We start from the raw sequence: 17,233 nt of genomic DNA on the forward strand, positions 1-17,233 counted from the left end.
ATAGATATCTATCATTCTTTTTTTTTATTTACATATACATAGAATGGTGATGAATATGTTAATAATACAAGAAAATCAAGTAGTAATTAAACATTATAAAAAGCTACTTATCCTAAATGAATATCAAATAGATATAGAATTAAACCAATCCATTGTACATATTTACGGTACCAACTTAGAAATTAATTATTATTCTTTTGATGAATTGATTATTGTTGGAAAAATAAGGACGGTAAGTTTTTTATGATGGGATATGATTATTATGAAGCAAACATAAGCTCCATTATTGATTTTTTAGATTTTTGTAAGAAGAAAAAAATAATAATTCATAATCTTCAAAAAAACAAAAGAGGTCAATATCTGTTTTATGCATCTATTATTCATCGAATAACTTTTAGAAAAATAGCATTGCAACCTATTTATAGTGTTGGAATAATACATTATTGTATGTTACTTCTTTTTAGTTGGAAAAATTTAATAGGCATCTTTTGTTTTTGTTTTTCCTTTTATCTAAGCACGCATTATATTTTTAAAATCAACATTATTGGGACTAATCTTGAAACAAACAGTCTAATTTCCGATACATTTGAACAAATGGGAATTGAAATAGGAAATACTATTCCTACAAATCAAGAATTAGTAAACCTATATGATACATTAAAACTACAGATGCAAGAAGAAATTGATTACTTAAATATCTATCTTCAGGGAAGTGTTTTTAATCTTGAATATACGGATGCTAGAGGAACGACGAAAACAGAATTAAGTTTTGAAAATATCGTAGCTATAAAAGACGGTGTTATTCAAAGAATTGAAGTAGAAGATGGGAATGTTTTAGTAGAAGTGAATGATTATGTAAAGATTGGAGATTTATTAGTATCGAATACGATTGTATCTTCTAGTGATGAGGTGAAACTGATTCCGGTAGAGGGACAAGTGTATGCTTATACTTACTATACGGTTAATGTATCGATGCAATCGACGAATGATGAGGCGGAAGATTTTGCATATTTGTTGTTAAAAGCCAGAGGTTCATTGACAACAATTGATAAAATTGACAAGGAAATTATTTTAAAATATGATATAATAGATGGTAATAGAATATTAGAAATTCAATATACATGTATTGAAAATATTGGGACAAGAGGAGAAGTGAATGAAGAAGGTAATTAAGTTAGAAGGACATACAATGGAACATATTGCCCTGATTTGTGGGGTTCAAGATGTGAATATTAAACTATTAGAAGAATCTATGGATTGTCTTATTACTTTTCGAGGGGATGAATTGTTTGTAGAATATAAAGAAGAGAAGTGTTTTGAACAAGTCGATAGAATTGTTCAAGCATTGTTGAATTTGGTAACAAAGGGAATTAAAATAACAAAAAGAGATGTTGTTTATGCGATTAAATTAAATGGTGAGAATGAATTAGATCAATTGGATGATTTATATTCTATTCGTATTGCAAAAACAATAAATGGAAAAATTATTTATCCAAAAACACTAGGTCAAAAAATTTATTATCATGCATTAAAAAATAAAGATGTTGTTTTTGGGATTGGACCAGCAGGGACAGGAAAGACTTATTTGGGAGTTGTTTTTGCAGTAGATGCACTTAAAAACAATCGTGTTAAAAAGATAGTATTAACAAGGCCAGCAGTGGAGGCGGGTGAAAACCTAGGTTTTTTACCTGGGGACTTGAAAGAAAAAGTGGATCCATATTTAAGGCCATTATATGATGCATTACATGATATGTTAGGTGTGGAACAAACAGAAAGACTAATTGAAAAGGGAGTTATTGAAATTGCTCCTTTGGCTTATATGCGTGGACGAACATTAGAAGATGCTTATGTTATTTTAGATGAGGCACAAAACACGACAGAAAACCAAATGAAAATGTTTTTGACACGTTTGGGTTTTAATTCCAAAATGATTATTACAGGAGATGTAACTCAAATTGATTTACCTAGGGGAGTACCTTCAGGATTGATAAAAGCTATGAATATTTTACAAGGTGTAAAAGGTATTCAATTTATTCAACTATCAGCAATGGATGTTGTAAGACATCCAGTAGTCCAAAGTATTATAGAAAGATATGAAAAAGAAAATGACAAAGATATTAATAATAGAAGATGATTTATCCATTAATAAAATATTACAATTTGAACTAACACAAAAAGACTATGATGTAGAAGCATTGTATGATGGTGAATTTGCAGTAGAACAAATTATTAAAAATCAATATGATTTAGTTCTTGTAGACTGGATGTTGCCGAAACTGTCTGGTATAGAAATCATTGAACAATCAAGAAATAAGGGTTATTTAAAACCAATGATACTATTAACAGCAAGAAGTGAAGAAAATGATATTATAAAAGGATTAGAGGCAGGTGCAGATGATTACTTAACGAAGCCTTTTCATGCTAGTATTTTAATGGCAAGAATAGATGCGCATATACGTCGTTACTATCAACATTCCTATGATACTTTATCGTATAGTGATATTAAAATGGATATTTCTAGTCACGATGTTTATTGTAAAAATGAAAAAATCATTCTTACAAAGGTGGAATATGATTTGTTGATGATGTTTTTGAAAAAACCAGAAAAAGTATTATCAAGACAAGATTTATTGATGGATATATGGAAATTTGATTATGATGGAGACACACGATTAGTAGATATACATATTTTTAAATTAAAGAGCAAATTAAAAAATAGCAATGTTCGCTTTCAATCTGTTCGAGGTGTCGGTTATAAATTGGTAGAGGAAGAATAGGATGATTACACGAATTATAGGATTAGGAATAGTTGTTTTATTAGCGTTAATGTATGATGCCAGTTTAAGTGGGCTTTATTTTATTGTATATATGTGTGCCTTAATATTGATGGAGATGAATCAAAAGGGAAAGTTTGATCAGGAAATGTCAGATTATCGTCGTAGAAAGAATACGCAAATAAAAGCAGTAGAAAACGAACGTATTTTAAATCAAAAAATATTAAAAACACTAATTAAAACGATGTCTTCACCAATGTTATATATTGATAGAAATGGTATTATTTGTTTTACTAATAATAGTTTTAAAGATAATTTTGGACTTTCTGATATACAAGGAAAGTATTATAAAGATGTGTTAGGACAAGGGTTATTACAAATTGTTCAAGAATGTTATCTTTTTGAAAAAAAATATAATGAAACAAGAAAATTAGGAGAACGTTATTATCAGGTAGATAGTAATCCATTAATTAAAAATCAATTGTTTTATGGAACTATTTTGTTATTTGTAGATGTTTCTAAAGTAAAAGAAATTGAAAAATTCCAAAAGCAGTTTTTATCAGATGTCTCACATGAATTAAAGACGCCAATGTCTGCAATTATTGGTAGTGTAGAAATATTGAATCGTCGTAGTGGAGATATGGATGAAATAACAAAGGAATTTATGGAAATATTATTAAAAGAAAGTGAACGTATGCAAAATCTTATTGATGATATTTTAGTGTTATCAAAGTTAGAAAGACCGAAACAAGAATTAAATCATGTTTTTGTAGATGTTAATAAACTAATTGAAAATACAATTCAATTATTTCAAGAACTAGCAAATGAAAAAGGTATTGAAATTCAGTTTATTACTATGTTAGAAGATGGTTTAGTATTGGATTATAAGTCTTTGAAAACAATTATTACAAACCTTATTTCTAATGCAATAAAATATTCTGATGGTGGAATAATTCGTATTAGCGTACTTTACAAAGAGGGAACGATGATACTAATTGTCAAAGATCACGGAAAAGGGATTGCAGCGAAAAATATCCCACTTATATTCGATCGTTTTTTCCAAGAAGATCGTTCAAGAGGAATTGATATGGGTACAGGATTAGGGTTAAGTATTGTAAAAAAAGTGATTGAGAACAATAATGGGTCTATTGAAGTAGTTAGTGAATTAAACAAAGGAAGTGAGTTTACGGTACATATACCAGTTTCTTAACAAAATTTCACATATTATAGAAGAAATTTATCTAAAATTGATGGGTAAAATACTCTTATAAATAGGAGGTAGTATTATGGATGAATATAACAAAGATTATGACAATGAGTTAGAAGATATAGAAGAACCAAAAGAAGAAGTGATAGAAGGAGAAATAGTGGAAGTGGAGGATGTGAAAGAGCCTCAAGAACCTCATCACCATGGACCAGATGGACATAGACCACCGCCACATCATAAAGGTCCTAAGCATCCTCGTTTTATGCGCTTTTTCCCAATGATCATTATCATTATGGTTGTGATATCATTAGGGACGAATGTTTACTTATATACTTTAATTACACAAATAACGGCTGATAGTGATCTTGATTCTTCACTTGATACGGAAGTAGTTAGTTTAAGTATAGAAGATGACTATACCGAAATGATAGCCGAAGTTAGTAATGCGGTTGTTGGAGTTGCAGTCTATAGCGATGGTCAAATGACAGGTAGTGGTAGTGGTGTTGTTTATGATACGGATGGTAATGATGTGTATATTATTACCAATCATCATGTAATTGAAGGTGCAGAAAGCATTCAAATTGTCTTTGCGGATACTAGTACAGTAGAAGCTACATTAATTGGTAGTGATGAGTATAGCGATATAGCGGTTATGAAGGTTACTGTTGATTTTGAAGTTTCGGTTATTGAAATAGGAGATAGTGATACTATTAATACTGGTGAAACTGTTTTTGCAATCGGTAGTCCTTTAGGAATTGAATATGCTGGTACGGTAACAAAAGGAATTATTAGTGCTACTGATCGTACTGTTTCTGTTGATTTAACAGATGATGGAGTAGATGATTGGGATATGAATGTTATTCAAACAGATGCTGCAATCAATCCTGGAAATAGTGGGGGAGCTTTTGTAAATGCTGCAGGACAACTTATTGGTATTACTTCCATGAAATTTAGTGATACTAGTGTTGAAGGAATGGGATTTTGTTTACCAATTAATGATGTAATGGAAGTAGTTGCTGAATTGTTAGAAAATGGAGAAGTAATTAGACCTGTTCTAGGAATTAGTGGAGTTTCATTGGATGGATTTACTGGTTATGAATTAAGCTATTATCGTATTGATACTGATTTAAGCCAAGGTATTTATGTGGTTAGTGTAATTGAGGATGGTGCTGCTAAGAATACAGGTATGGAAGCGGGTGACATTATTGTTGAATTTGACGGAGTTCAAATAACGACATATAAGAGCTTTATTACAGCCCTATATAATAGAAGCCCTGGAGATACTGTTGAAGTAGTGATTAACAGAGATGGACAAGAATATGAGTTATCTATAACATTAGAGTAGTTGTCACTGGACAACTACTCTTTTTCTGTGTTATACTTTTTTTGAAAAGAATATCTTCAGGGCAGGGTGCAATTCCCGACCGGCGGTAAAAGTCCGCGAGCGTAAGCTGAATAGGTGTGATTCCTATACCGACAGTACAGTCTGGATGAAAGAAGAACAGTATGTTTTTTAGTCATGAAGGTTATTTTTTCATGATCTTTTTTATTATAAGGAGGAAACTATGAAAAATAACAAAACAAGAGAGATCGTTTTAGCAGCTTTACTAACTGCAATGGCATTGGTGTTAGGGGTGATTGAAATTCCTTATCCTTTTGCTCCGTGGTTACAATTTGATTTATCAGAAGTCATTATTTTAATGGCTATATCATTATTATCATTACGATATACGATATTTATTATTTTCGCTAAGTTCATGGTATCTATTTTTATTAAAGGACCGGTAGGACCACTAGCAATTGGGCAAATTAGTGCACTCATTGCATCATTGAGCATTGCGCTTAGTTATTATTGCTTTATGAAAATAATTCCTTTCCGTAAACAAATTATTAAAAAGGGAATAGCGTTAGTTTGTTCCATGAGTGTATTTGCCTTAGTTATGTTTATCATTAATTATTATTTTGTCACACCAACCTATTTAATGAATCAACCAACATGGTATACCCAATTACCATATATTTTAGATATTGATGCATTTAATTCGGTATATGGGACAAATATGACAGTACCATCTATTTTATCTGGTTTATCAGCGTACGGGCAAGCAATATTTATTATTTATTTCCCATTTAATTTTCTAAAAGGAATGATTTGTGGAATTGTTTATATGTTTGTTTCACCAGTTGAAAAATATTGGAAGACAAAATAAAAAAAGCGATATACTCGCTTTTTTTATTTATTCTACTGTGATTGCTTCAACAGGACAACATTCAGCTGCTTCTTTAGCAGCATCTTCATTGTCGCCTAAGTCACCATCAACAATACAAACGGCTAGACCTTCGTCGCCTAAATCAAAAACGCTTGGTGCTACGCCAACACATGCTCCACATCCGATGCAAGTTTCGTTTACTAATGCTTTTGCCATGAGTTTACCCTCCTTATTAAGATAATAAAAGTATAACCCAAATTGTATTTTTTTTCTATAAAAATGTAATTTAAAATTAAAAACGTGTTATAATGAACAAAGGATGGTGATAAAATGGCAGAATCAAGTCGTGTAAATAAATACAAACAATTAAGAGAAAGCATAAAAGAAGAAGCAGGTATCCAACGTGATGTAGAACTTACGCAAGAAAAAACAGAAGATGATGATTTTTTAGCGTTTATACCAAAAAAAGAGCCTGTTGAAAATGATACGTTAGTAGAAGCAATTACATTTGAGCAATTGAAACAACAACAAGCTCATGAAGTGGATCGTGTATTACGTAGCGTAAAAACTAGTACTGGTAAAGAAGAAGAGTATAATACTCGTTTAGATATTTTAAGTAAGATTCGTAATCCTCAAACTGTATCAACTCAAGTAGTGGATGACCAAGCTACAAGTAGCTTTGAGATGGGACATTTTACTGCTGTTAAGCAACAAGAACCAGAAGTGGTACAAGAAGAGTTACCTAAGATGACACTAATGGAACGTTTAAGTGCGATGTCGCCAAAAGAGGATGTCAAAAAAGTGCAAGAAGTCTTAGATAAAGAGCCTAAAAAAGTAGAAAAGCAAGAGATTGTTTTTGAAGTGCCAGAAAAAGAAATAATACCTGTTTTTGTAAAAGAACCAAAAGTAGTGGCAAAAGAAGAAGTTGAAATGGAAGAAATTGACCAAGATAGTCCACTTATTAAGATTTTAAATTATATTATTGTTGCTTTAGTAGTGGTTTTTGTAGTATTATGTGGTATGATTGTTTCACAAATATTTATGTAAACTAAGGCTAGCCTTAGTTTTTTTAAGGAGGAATTATGGAAAGAATAGCAATAGCAATAGATGGGCCATCAGCAGCAGGGAAAAGCACCATTGCTAAATTAATTGCAAAACAGTTAAACTATGCTTATATTGATACAGGAGCGATGTATCGTTGTGTTGCATATTATGTAAAAACAAATGGTATTGATATCCAAAATGAAGATTTAATAACATCTATATTGACGAATATACATATTCATATTGATCAAAATAATAATGTTTTCTTAAATGATCAAAATGTAAGTGGACTTATTCGTAGTGATGAAATATCAATGATGACAAGCAAAGTATCTAGCTATCAAGCTGTTCGTACTTTTTTAGTAGAACAACAACGACTTATGGCTTTATCTGGAGGAGTTATTTTAGATGGTAGAGATATTGGTACTGTTGTTTTACCAAATGCTCAATTAAAGATATATCAACAGGCAAGTGTAAAAACAAGAGCAATGAGACGTTATAAAGAAAACCTTGAAAGAGGCATGGAAGCAGATTTAGAAGCAATTACAAAAGACATTGAACAAAGAGATTATCAAGATATGAATCGTGCAATTTCTCCTTTAAAAAAAGCAGAGGATGCAATAGAAATTGATACCTCTACTATGTCTTTGCAGGAAGTAGTTGATGAAATAATGAATTTAGTAAAGAAAGTAGGATTATAATATGGCAGGAGTAGTAGCAATTGTTGGTAGAGCCAATGTAGGAAAGTCAACAGTATTTAATCGTATTATTGGAGAACGAGTATCGATTGTAGAAGATGTCGCAGGTGTAACGAGAGATCGTATTTATGCCAAGGCTTCTTGGTTAACAAGAGAGTTCCGTTTAATAGATACGGGTGGAATTGAATTAGAGAATGCGGATTTTACAACACAAATCCAAATGCAAGCAGAAATAGCGATTGATGAAGCAGATGTAATTATATTTGTTGTAAATGGTCGTGAAGGAGTAACTAGAGAAGATGAATATGTAGCAAGATTACTACAACGTTCTAGAAAACCAGTTATTTTAGCAGTAAATAAAATTGATGATGTAGCATTTAAGGATGCAATTTATGAGTTTTATGCTTTAGGGGTTGGAGATCCAATGCCTATATCAGGAAGCCATGGTATTGGGATGGGTGATTTATTAGATGAAATCATTAAACAAATGCCTAATGAAGAAGAAATAGATGATCATGAAGATATTCGTTTTTCTATCATTGGACGTCCTAATGTTGGTAAGTCATCTTTAACAAATGCAATTTTAGGAGAAGATAGAGTTATTGTTTCTAATATTGAAGGGACAACAAGAGATGCAATTGATACATCTTTTGAAAAAGATGGACAATTATATACGGTAGTTGATACTGCTGGTATGCGTAAAAAAGGAAAAATATACGAAAGTGTAGAAAAGTATTCTATATTAAGAGCACTTGGTTCGATTGAAAAAAGTGATGTTATCTTAGTAGTAGTAGATGCTGATAATGGTATCATTGAACAAGATAAACATGTTGCTGGATATGCTCATGAAGCAGGAAAAGCAGTTATTTTAGTTGTTAATAAATGGGATATGGTCGAAAAAGACGAAAAAACAATGCAAAAAACAGAAAAAGAATTACGTACACAATTTAAATATTTAGATTATGCACGTATTATCTTTGTTTCTGCAAAAACAAAACAAAGAGTACAACAATTATTCCCATTAATTCAAGAAGGATATCAAAATTCACGTAAGAGAATTCAAACAAGTGTTTTAAATGATGTATTAATTGATGCTCAAGCAATGAATCCAACAACAACATTTGAAGGTGGTAGATTAAAAATTTACTTTGCAAATCAAGTAAGTACATGTCCTCCAACTTTTGTATTATTTGTAAATGATCCACAATATATGCATTTTAGTTACAAACGATATTTAGAAAATCGTTTACGTGAAGCATTTGGTTTTGAGGGGACTCCCCTACATATTATTTGTAGAAAGAGAGATTAATTATGGCACGTATTGCAGTTTTAGGAACAGGTAGCTGGGCTACTGCTTTAAGTCGTATTTTAGTGGATAACGGACATCAAGTTATGATGTATGGAGTAGAACAATCACAAATTAATGATATTAATAACAATCATTGTAACAGCCAATTCTTTAAAGATGTGCAATTAGAAGAAGAGATTGTTGCTTCTTCTGATTTACAAGAAGTTCTTGAAGGAGCTAGTTACATATTGATTACAGTTCCAACGCATGTAGTAAAAGATACGTTAGAAAAAGTAAAACCTTTCTTAAAAGAAAAAATAACGGTAGTAAATGCTTCAAAAGGATTTGATTTAACATCCAATATGCGTATGTCTAAAACGATTCGTGCTGTTTTGGATGATTCTTATATTTATCCAGTAGTATCACTAATTGGACCAAGTCATGCTGAAGAAGTAGTTGTACGAATGTTAACAACTGTCTGTGCAGTATCTCTAGATGAAACTTGTGCGAAAGATGTTCAAAGATTATTTTCTAATGAATATTTTAGAGTATATCACCTGGATGATGAAGTTGGAGCTGAATATGGTGTTGCAATTAAAAATGTAATTGCCGTAGCAGCAGGTGTTTTAACTGGATTAGGATATGGCGATAACACAAAGGCAGCACTTATTACTAGAGGGCTTGCTGAAATGGTTCGTTATGGTATGAAAAAAGGTGGTCGTTTAGAAACATATTTAGGCCTTACAGGAGTAGGAGATTTAATTGTTACTTGTAGTAGTCATCATTCTCGTAACTTTCAAGCAGGCTTAGAAATAGGGTGTTTAAATGATGCAAAAAGCTTTATGGAAAATAACACAAAAACATGCGAAGGGATTCGTACATGTAAAGTAATCCATGAAGATGCTAAAAAATATCCAGATATTGAAATTCCAATTATTAATTCTATTTATAAAGTATTGTACGAAGAAGCGTTACCTAAAGAGGTGATAGCAGACTTGATGGCTAGGGAATTAAAAGGGGAATAGGAACATATTTTAAATCCACTCATATAGTAAGATGAGGGGTGACAAAATGCAAAATAATGATCCAATTATTGATAAAGTTGTTAAAAAAACGAATGTAAAAAAAGAAGATATATTTGCTCTAGCAAATATATTACAAACTAAAAACTTAAAAAAAGAAGAAGATGTTCGAGATTTTATAGACACAGTCTGTACAATCACGAATAAGCAAATTGATGCTACAAAAAAAGAAAAATTAGTACAAGCAATAAAAAATAACAAAGTACCTAAAGAGATTGAAAAAATGTTGTAAAAAATAAGAAAACAATAACAATAGTCATTGACTTTTAAAGGGAACATGTTTATAATAATCATTGCGGTTATAGAAGGTGATTAAATTGAAATACAACTTACAATGGATAGTAAAACATCAAGGATATTTCGAAATTGATGAGGCAATTATATTCCCTCAGGAAATGTTTGAAAAATTCGCACAAATTAATAACCTAAAAGACGTAACAGTTCAAGGAACCGGGAATCTTGATGTAAAAGAGAAAAGACTTTATGTAGAATTGTCTATTAAAGGAGTCATGGTATTACCATGTGCCTTAACGTTAGATGAAGTAGATTATCCTTTCGATATTCAAACACAAGAAGTATTTTCTTTCGAAAAACCCGACCCTCTTGAAGAAGTGCATGAGGTAAAGAAAAACATGGTTGATCTAACACCAATAGTGTTCGAGAATATTATGATTGAAGTGCCAATGCGCGTTGTGAAAGAAGATGCATCGATTCAAGTAGAAGGAAAAGGTTGGAAAATCTTCAAAGATGAAAGTGAAACGAAGGATGATGATTATATTGATCCAAGATTAGCTAAATTAAAAGATTATTTCAAAGACAAATAGGAGGAAAAGACGATGGCAGTACCATTTAGACGAGTATCAAAAACGGTAAAAAGAAAAAGAAGAACACATGATAAATTAAGTGCACCAGCAGTAGTTGTATGTCCAGAATGTGGAGAATACAAATTATCTCATAAAGTATGTAAACACTGTGGAACTTACAAAGGTCAAAAAGTATTATAATTAATATTTATTATTTAAGAAAAGACACGAGAAATCGTGTCTTTTTTTTATTGTTTTTTTATTGATTTTAACTATACTTTTTTGCTTTTTCAGTATATAATAGTGGTAATAAGTGTTACTAAGTGAGAGAAAGTGTTAAAAGGTGGTAAATTATTATGTTTATGAATGAGTATAAACATGGAATCGATGCCAAAGGGCGTTTGATTATTCCATCAAAATTTAGAGAACAATGTGGAACGAGTATTGTTATTACTCGTGGTTTTGAAGGTTGTTTAGCACTTTATACAGTAGAAGGTTGGGATGAATATTATTCCAAACTATTAACACTTCCTAAAAACAACAAACAATCACGTTCTTTGTTTCGTATGATTACTTCAAGAGCGGAGATTTGTGAGTTTGATAAATTAGGTAGAATTAACATCCCTAGTAAATTAATTGATCATGCTAAGCTTGAAAAAGACTGTGCTGTCATCGGTGTCGGTGATCATGTTGAAATTTGGAATCAAGAAGTTTGGGATGAATACTATGATGACAATTGTGATGATGTAGAGGAAAACTATGATTCACTAAATGATATATAAAAGGAGAACGTAATGTTTAATCATGTAACTGTATTACTAAATGAAGCTGTTGACGGGCTGAATATAAAAGAAGATGGAATTTATGTCGACGCTACATTAGGTGGAGCAGGACATAGTAGTGCTATTTTATCAAAATTAACAACAGGTCATTTGTACTGTTTTGATCAAGATCAGATGGCTATTCAAGAGGCGAGAACAAGATTAGATAAAGTTGGTTCAAACTATACCATTATTTATTCAAATTTTATACACGTAAAAGAAGAGTTAGAAAAATTAGGAATATCTAAAATTGACGGAATATTATTTGACTTAGGTGTTTCTTCGCCACAATTTGATATTGGAGAAAGAGGATTTAGTTATAATCACGATGCTCGTTTAGATATGAGAATGGATTTAAACCAAGAATTAGATGCTTATACAATTGTGAATAGTTGGACATATGAGAAGATTGTTCGTATTTTATTCCAATACGCTGATGAAAAGTTTGCAAAACAAATTGCAAGAAAAATAGAAGCACAAAGAGAAAAACAACCAATTGAAACAACATTTGAATTAGTAGAAATCATTAAAGATGCAATCCCTGCTCCAGCTAGAAGAAAAGGTGGTCATCCAGCAAAACGTACTTTTCAAGCATTACGTATTGCCGTAAATGATGAGTTACATGTATTTGATATTGCTTTAAAAGATTCATTATCTATGTTAAATGTTCATGGTAGAATATCGGTTATTACTTTTCATAGTTTAGAAGATAAAATTTGTAAATATGCTTTTCAGGAAGTATCGAAGCAACAAGATGTTCCACTAATGTTACCAGTTATTCCAGAATATTTATTACCAAAATTTAAACTAATTAATCGAAAAGCAATCATTGCTAGCCAAGAAGAACTAGAAGCTAATAATCGTGCTCATTCGGCAAAATTAAGAATAATAGAAAGGGTGAAAGAAGATGAAAACAACTAAATTTGAAAGATTTGCTAGAAGAATCTTCTTTTTAACAGGAACTGTATTTATTTTTGTTTTTGTAGGATTGAGTGGATTTGAATATTTTTACAATATTAATTGTCAATCGATAGAAAATGAAATAGAAGATATAGAAGCTTCTATTGATTCTCTAACGATGGAGGTACAGGAATTAGGTTCGTTTGAAAGACTAAGTGAAATAGCTGTAGCAAATGGTTATACTTACCAAAGTGATGCGACAGCGGCAAGATATACATCAACAAGTGAGGTTGTACAATAATGAAAAGATTTAAAGGAACAAAAATGTTATCCTTTGTCTTTTCTTTTACTATATTCTTAATATGTGCAAATATTCTTTATTTGGGGATTACAGGGAAACATTTTTTAAGTCAAAGTGATATAGCTAGTTATGCGGAGGATAGAAACACGAAAACAGTTACAACGGTAGCTCAAAGGGGTGATATCTATACAAGTGATGGTGAAGTTGTAGCAACGACTGTTACTAGATATAAGTTAGCAGCTATTTTATCAGAATATAATCTTTATGCTGATGGGAGTGCAAATTATGTAGTGGATATAGAAGAAGCAGCAGAGTTATTAGCACCTATTTTAGGAATGGATGAAGCAGAACTTCTGGTTACTTTATCAAAAGATAGTTATCAAGTAGAGTTTGGTAGTTATGGTAGTAATCTTTCTACTATTACAAAGAACGCTATTGAAGCTCTTGAAATACCAGGATTAGTATTCACAGAAACTAGTACACGTAATTATCCTTATGGTGATTTTGCAAGTTACTTAGTGGGTTATAGTATTACGGAAACAGATACTGTTTCTAAGATAGTTGGAAAGATGGGATTTGAATTAGTATATAATGATGAATTATCTGGGGAAGATGGTTATATTGTTTATCAAAGTGATGTTAATAATTATGTTTTACCAGATGGGATTGTAGAACAAGTAGATAGTGTGGATGGAAGTGATTTATACTTAACGATTAATAGTACGATTCAAAAAGATTTAGATATTGCATTTCAAGAATTAGCTGAAAATGCAGAAGTTGAACTTGGGACAGTGGCTATTATGGAGGCGACGACTGGTAAAATATTAGCGATGAGTAATTATCCTAGTTTTGATCCTAATGTTAGAGATGTAGAGAATTATACAAATTTCTTTATTGAAACTGCTTATGAGTGTGGTTCGGTATTTAAACCCTTTGTATACGCTAGTTCAGTAGATCAGGGATTATTCCCAACAAATCAGTTGTATACATCAGGTAAGTATGTTTTTGATAGTTCAACAACAATTAGTGATTGGAATAATGGTGTAGGTTTTGGAGATATTACTTTTGAAGATGGATTAGCCCTATCAAGTAATGTTGGTGTTGTTACGATTGCGAATAGTTATGTAGATGAAGATGAATTAATAGCTGATTATTTAGAACTAGGATTCTTTAGTTCAACAGAAGTGGATGGAATGACTTCAGCTGCAGGTATTGCCGGCTATGATAATGGGCCTTTAGAGTATTTAACGACATCTTTTGGACAAGGATCTACGGTAACTGCTTATCAAATGTTACGAGCTTATAGTGTATTTGCGAATGATGGAAAAACGGTAGAACCATATTTTGTTGAAAAAATTGTAAATGAAGAAACTGGGGAAGTAAGTTATGTTGGGAAAACAACTTATTCACAGCAAATTTTCTCTAGTGAAACAATAGATACTATGAATGAAATGTTATTAAATAATATTTATGGTGATGTTTCGATTGCAACAGCTTATCAAGTCGATGGTGTGACAGTAATGGGGAAAACAGGGACAGCCCAAGTAGCTCGCAGTGATGGATATTCAGGCTATCGAACAGATGTTAATATTAAGTCATTTGCAGGGATAGCGTCTTATGAAGGAGAAGATTCTGAAATAATTATTTATGTTTCAATTCAGTCTCCTGAGTATAATTCAAATGGAGAATCAGCAGGTGCTTATTTGGCAGAATTTGTAACAAATATGATTAGTACATCCTTAGCAGTGCAAAGTCAAAGTGAATATGAAGATAGTGTCCAATTATCTTTTGAATTAGGAAGTTATATTAACCAAAGTACTAGTTATGCTACATCTTCTTTAGAATCAAAACAAGTTTCCGTTCAACTAATAGGAAATGGGGATACAATCATCGAACAAGAACCAACTAGTCAAACTATTATTACAACCAATGATCAGGTGTTCTTGAAAACAGATGGAACACAAATTACGATTCCTGATTTCACAGGGTGGTCAAGAAAAGATGTTTTAACATATTGCAATATGGCTAATATAGATACACTTATTGAAGGTGAATCAGGATATGTGGTTAGCCAAAGCATAGAGGCAAGTACTATTTATGATGGCAGTGAATTATTAACTATCACGATTGAGTAAGGAATATTCCTTACTCTTTTTTTATATATTATAAAAAGGGGTGATTAAGTGTTTGAGATAACAAAAAGAAAGTTGAATAAAGTATTATGTGGAGCTATTATTATTGCAGTTTTCATTGTTATTAAATGTGTTTATGTTCAAATTATTGATTTTCAATTTATATATGATAATGCTTTGGAGTTATGGCAACGTTCTTTTCCAGTAGAGGCAAATCGTGGGGAGATTATAGATATAGATGGAGAAGTTTTAGCAACAAGCTTAACTACTACATCATTAGTAGTTATTCCAAGTCAAATTCAAGATATTGCTTATACTGCTGATAAGTTAAGTACTATTTTAGGAGTAGATGTTGAAGTATTGGTTGAAAAACTATCGAAGAATGTATCGATTGAAAGAATTTCTCCTGAGGGAAGGCAGTTAGAGGATGATGTTGCGATGCAAATTGATAGACTTAAATTAGCAGGCGTTTATTTAATTAAAGACTCTTTACGTTATTATCCAAACAGTAATTATTTAAGTCATTGTTTGGGTTTTGTAGGGATAGATAATCAAGGATTGTTGGGCTTAGAAGTAGAATATGATGAATATTTAACGGGAACGAATGGTTCTATAGATTACTATATGGATGCGAAAGGGAATAATTTAGATATGTATGCTAGTGATTATATTGCCCCACAAGAGGGTTATACATTACAATTAACAATTGATAGTGATATACAAGATGTTGTGGAAAGAGAGTTAAATAATGCTTATGATACATATAATCCTGATAGTATATGGGCGATTGCAATGGATCCTCAGACTGGAGAAATACTAGCAATGTCATCAAAACCAGATTTTGATCCAAATGATTATCAAAATAGTAGTGAAGAAATATATAACCAAAACACACCTATTTTTCGTACGTATGAGCCCGGATCTACTTTTAAGATATTAACTTTTGGGGCTGCATTAAATGAAGGTTTATTTGATATGGATGAAGATACTTATTATGATATAGGGTATGAATATGTAGGTGGGACTAAAATTAGTTCTTGGAAAGAAGGGGGACATGGTCTACAAACCTATCGAGAAGTTTTGCAAAATTCTTCGAATCCGGGTTTTGTGCATATTGGTCAAATGCTTGGGAAAGATAATTTATATAATTATATTGTTGATTTTGGTTTAACAACAAAAACGGGAATTGACTTACCAGGAGAATCAACGGGTATTATGTTTGATTATGATAATTTTAATGAGTTGGAACAGGCTACTGTTGCTTTTGGACAAGGGATATCTATTACAGCTATTCAATTAGTAACAGCAGTCAGTGCAGCTATTAATGGTGGGACTTTATATACACCTTATATTGTGAATGCTATTATTGATCCTACTACAAACGAAACACTTTTCCAAAATAGTCCTACGATTGTAACAGAAAATATTGTTTCAAAAGAGACATCGGAGTTATTGTTAGATGCTTTAGAAACAGTGGTTAGTGATGGAGGAGGTAAGAATGCTTATATTGATGGTTATCGGATAGGTGGTAAAACAGGAACAGCTCAAAAGGTAGAAGATGGTCAATATATGGAGGGGGAATATATTTTATCTTTTATTGGTATTGCACCTGTTGATGATCCACAAATTGTATTATATATTGCGATGGATAACCCTAAAAACTGTATTCAATATGGGGGTACTACAGTTGCCCCGATTGCTAGAAATATGTTTTTAGATATTTTGCCTATCTTAGAAATAGAACAAGTAGAAGAACAAATTCCTAAAGTAAGTGTATATGGGGACACTGAAATGGTTGAAGTACCTCAATATATTGGTTTAGATAAAAGTGAAGTTACGAATACACAATTAACTTTTGAGTTTATTGGTACAGGTGATACTGTTATTGATCAGTTACCAAGATATGGGAGTAGTGTGGAGGTTGGATCAACGGTGGTTATTATGTTGGGTGATGTTTAAAAAACTTCTATGCC

At 31.6% G+C, this 17,233-nt stretch carries 20 protein-coding genes and 1 riboswitch; of the genes, 19 read left to right on the forward strand and 1 reads right to left on the reverse strand.

The features are described 5' to 3' along the window. The first annotated feature begins 55 nt into the window (after positions 1-55). The 7 genes from LRR82_RS02895 (at position 56) to LRR82_RS02925 (ending at position 6,191) form a co-directional block, all read left to right on the forward strand. Positions 56-247 (forward strand): YabP/YqfC family sporulation protein, encoded by a 192-nt coding sequence (locus tag LRR82_RS02895; RefSeq protein ID WP_249029998.1) that lies wholly within the window; start codon positions 56-58, stop codon positions 245-247. Further along, a complete protein-coding gene (locus LRR82_RS02900; protein ID WP_249029999.1) occupies positions 244-1,173 on the forward strand; it encodes a sporulation protein YqfD in 930 nt (309 codons plus the stop codon). The genes LRR82_RS02895 and LRR82_RS02900 overlap by 4 nt, the downstream gene beginning before the upstream one ends. Further along, positions 1,157-2,134: a PhoH family protein gene (locus LRR82_RS02905; protein WP_249030000.1), complete on the forward strand. Its 978-nt coding sequence runs from the start codon at positions 1,157-1,159 to the stop codon at positions 2,132-2,134. Before LRR82_RS02900 ends, LRR82_RS02905 begins: the two co-directional genes overlap by 17 nt. Beyond that, positions 2,106-2,777 (forward strand): response regulator transcription factor, encoded by a 672-nt coding sequence (locus LRR82_RS02910; RefSeq protein WP_249030001.1) that lies wholly within the window; start codon positions 2,106-2,108, stop codon positions 2,775-2,777. Before LRR82_RS02905 ends, LRR82_RS02910 begins: the two co-directional genes overlap by 29 nt. 1 nt (position 2,778) lies before the next feature. Then, a complete protein-coding gene (locus tag LRR82_RS02915) occupies positions 2,779-3,984 on the forward strand; it encodes a sensor histidine kinase (protein WP_249030002.1) in 1,206 nt (401 codons plus the stop codon). Positions 3,985-4,060: 76 nt separating this feature from the next. After that, entirely contained in the window at positions 4,061-5,326 is a 1,266-nt protein-coding gene (locus LRR82_RS02920; RefSeq protein WP_249030003.1) for a S1C family serine protease, read from the forward strand. 48 nt (positions 5,327-5,374) lie between these two features. After that, a riboswitch (FMN riboswitch) is annotated at positions 5,375-5,487 on the forward strand. 59 nt (positions 5,488-5,546) lie between these two features. Next, positions 5,547-6,191, forward strand: a complete 645-nt coding sequence (locus tag LRR82_RS02925; RefSeq protein WP_249030004.1) for an ECF transporter S component — start codon at positions 5,547-5,549, stop codon at positions 6,189-6,191. 27 nt (positions 6,192-6,218) lie between these two features. On the opposite strand, the gene LRR82_RS02930 is transcribed toward LRR82_RS02925, so the two are convergent. Further along, complete coding sequence (locus LRR82_RS02930) at positions 6,219-6,407, reverse strand: ferredoxin (protein WP_249030005.1); 189 nt, start codon at positions 6,405-6,407, stop codon at positions 6,219-6,221. A gap of 114 nt (positions 6,408-6,521) precedes the next feature. Here LRR82_RS02930 and LRR82_RS02935 point away from each other — a divergent pair, with 114 nt between their 5' ends. The 12 genes from LRR82_RS02935 (at position 6,522) to LRR82_RS02990 (ending at position 17,219) form a co-directional block, all read left to right on the forward strand. Further along, positions 6,522-7,238, forward strand: coding sequence for a hypothetical protein (locus LRR82_RS02935; RefSeq protein ID WP_249030006.1), 717 nt, complete (start codon positions 6,522-6,524; stop codon positions 7,236-7,238). 35 nt (positions 7,239-7,273) lie between these two features. Continuing rightward, a complete protein-coding gene (cmk, locus tag LRR82_RS02940) occupies positions 7,274-7,936 on the forward strand; it encodes a (d)CMP kinase (protein WP_249030007.1) in 663 nt (220 codons plus the stop codon). 1 nt (position 7,937) lies between these two features. After that, complete coding sequence (gene der / locus LRR82_RS02945; protein WP_249030008.1) at positions 7,938-9,242, forward strand: ribosome biogenesis GTPase Der; 1,305 nt, start codon at positions 7,938-7,940, stop codon at positions 9,240-9,242. Between the two features lie 2 nt (positions 9,243-9,244). Continuing rightward, a complete protein-coding gene (locus tag LRR82_RS02950) occupies positions 9,245-10,246 on the forward strand; it encodes an NAD(P)H-dependent glycerol-3-phosphate dehydrogenase (protein WP_249030009.1) in 1,002 nt (333 codons plus the stop codon). A gap of 46 nt (positions 10,247-10,292) precedes the next feature. Then, entirely contained in the window at positions 10,293-10,535 is a 243-nt protein-coding gene (locus LRR82_RS02955) for a stage VI sporulation protein F (protein WP_249030010.1), read from the forward strand. A 76-nt stretch (positions 10,536-10,611) separates the two neighbouring features. Continuing rightward, entirely contained in the window at positions 10,612-11,127 is a 516-nt protein-coding gene (locus tag LRR82_RS02960) for a YceD family protein (protein ID WP_249030011.1), read from the forward strand. Between the two features lie 12 nt (positions 11,128-11,139). Continuing rightward, positions 11,140-11,307 carry a 50S ribosomal protein L32 gene (rpmF, locus tag LRR82_RS02965; protein ID WP_249030012.1) on the forward strand — a complete coding sequence of 56 codons (168 nt, stop codon included), beginning with the start codon at positions 11,140-11,142 and terminating at the stop codon, positions 11,305-11,307. A 155-nt stretch (positions 11,308-11,462) separates the two neighbouring features. Beyond that, the gene (gene mraZ, locus LRR82_RS02970; protein WP_249030013.1) at positions 11,463-11,888 is read left to right on the forward strand and encodes a division/cell wall cluster transcriptional repressor MraZ; all 426 of its coding nucleotides are present in this window, start codon (positions 11,463-11,465) and stop codon (positions 11,886-11,888) included. A gap of 12 nt (positions 11,889-11,900) precedes the next feature. Further along, entirely contained in the window at positions 11,901-12,848 is a 948-nt protein-coding gene (gene rsmH / locus LRR82_RS02975) for a 16S rRNA (cytosine(1402)-N(4))-methyltransferase RsmH (RefSeq protein ID WP_249030014.1), read from the forward strand. After that, positions 12,835-13,128, forward strand: coding sequence for a hypothetical protein (locus LRR82_RS02980; RefSeq protein WP_249030015.1), 294 nt, complete (start codon positions 12,835-12,837; stop codon positions 13,126-13,128). The genes rsmH and LRR82_RS02980 overlap by 14 nt, the downstream gene beginning before the upstream one ends. After that, complete coding sequence (locus tag LRR82_RS02985; protein ID WP_249030016.1) at positions 13,128-15,263, forward strand: penicillin-binding protein; 2,136 nt, start codon at positions 13,128-13,130, stop codon at positions 15,261-15,263. The genes LRR82_RS02980 and LRR82_RS02985 overlap by 1 nt, the downstream gene beginning before the upstream one ends. A gap of 48 nt (positions 15,264-15,311) precedes the next feature. Next, positions 15,312-17,219 (forward strand): penicillin-binding transpeptidase domain-containing protein, encoded by a 1,908-nt coding sequence (locus LRR82_RS02990; protein WP_249030017.1) that lies wholly within the window; start codon positions 15,312-15,314, stop codon positions 17,217-17,219. The last annotated feature ends 14 nt before the right edge of the window (positions 17,220-17,233 follow it).

Origin of the sequence: Tannockella kyphosi (assembly GCF_021054785.1) — a bacterium.
Classification (GTDB): domain Bacteria; phylum Bacillota_I; class Bacilli_A; order Erysipelotrichales; family Coprobacillaceae; genus Tannockella; species Tannockella kyphosi.

Excerpts from the sequence above, each read along its gene's own strand:
- LRR82_RS02930 (WP_249030005.1), bottom strand. The coding sequence starts at position 6,407 with ATGGCAAAAGCATTAGTAAACGAAACTTGCATCGGATGTGGAGCATGT.
- LRR82_RS02925 (WP_249030004.1), top strand. The coding sequence starts at position 5,547 with ATGAAAAATAACAAAACAAGAGAGATCGTTTTAGCAGCTTTACTAACT.
- LRR82_RS02980 (WP_249030015.1), top strand. The coding sequence starts at position 12,835 with ATGAAAACAACTAAATTTGAAAGATTTGCTAGAAGAATCTTCTTTTTA.
- LRR82_RS02935 (WP_249030006.1), top strand. The coding sequence starts at position 6,522 with ATGGCAGAATCAAGTCGTGTAAATAAATACAAACAATTAAGAGAAAGC.
- LRR82_RS02955 (WP_249030010.1), top strand. The coding sequence starts at position 10,293 with ATGCAAAATAATGATCCAATTATTGATAAAGTTGTTAAAAAAACGAAT.
- rsmH (WP_249030014.1), top strand. The coding sequence starts at position 11,901 with ATGTTTAATCATGTAACTGTATTACTAAATGAAGCTGTTGACGGGCTG.
- LRR82_RS02895 (WP_249029998.1), top strand. The coding sequence starts at position 56 with ATGTTAATAATACAAGAAAATCAAGTAGTAATTAAACATTATAAAAAG.
- LRR82_RS02985 (WP_249030016.1), top strand. The coding sequence starts at position 13,128 with ATGAAAAGATTTAAAGGAACAAAAATGTTATCCTTTGTCTTTTCTTTT.
- rpmF (WP_249030012.1), top strand. The coding sequence starts at position 11,140 with ATGGCAGTACCATTTAGACGAGTATCAAAAACGGTAAAAAGAAAAAGA.
- LRR82_RS02920 (WP_249030003.1), top strand. The coding sequence starts at position 4,061 with ATGGATGAATATAACAAAGATTATGACAATGAGTTAGAAGATATAGAA.
- der (WP_249030008.1), top strand. The coding sequence starts at position 7,938 with ATGGCAGGAGTAGTAGCAATTGTTGGTAGAGCCAATGTAGGAAAGTCA.
- LRR82_RS02950 (WP_249030009.1), top strand. The coding sequence starts at position 9,245 with ATGGCACGTATTGCAGTTTTAGGAACAGGTAGCTGGGCTACTGCTTTA.
- LRR82_RS02910 (WP_249030001.1), top strand. The coding sequence starts at position 2,106 with ATGACAAAGATATTAATAATAGAAGATGATTTATCCATTAATAAAATA.
- LRR82_RS02915 (WP_249030002.1), top strand. The coding sequence starts at position 2,779 with ATGATTACACGAATTATAGGATTAGGAATAGTTGTTTTATTAGCGTTA.
- LRR82_RS02900 (WP_249029999.1), top strand. The coding sequence starts at position 244 with ATGATGGGATATGATTATTATGAAGCAAACATAAGCTCCATTATTGAT.
- cmk (WP_249030007.1), top strand. The coding sequence starts at position 7,274 with ATGGAAAGAATAGCAATAGCAATAGATGGGCCATCAGCAGCAGGGAAA.
- LRR82_RS02905 (WP_249030000.1), top strand. The coding sequence starts at position 1,157 with ATGAAGAAGGTAATTAAGTTAGAAGGACATACAATGGAACATATTGCC.
- mraZ (WP_249030013.1), top strand. The coding sequence starts at position 11,463 with ATGTTTATGAATGAGTATAAACATGGAATCGATGCCAAAGGGCGTTTG.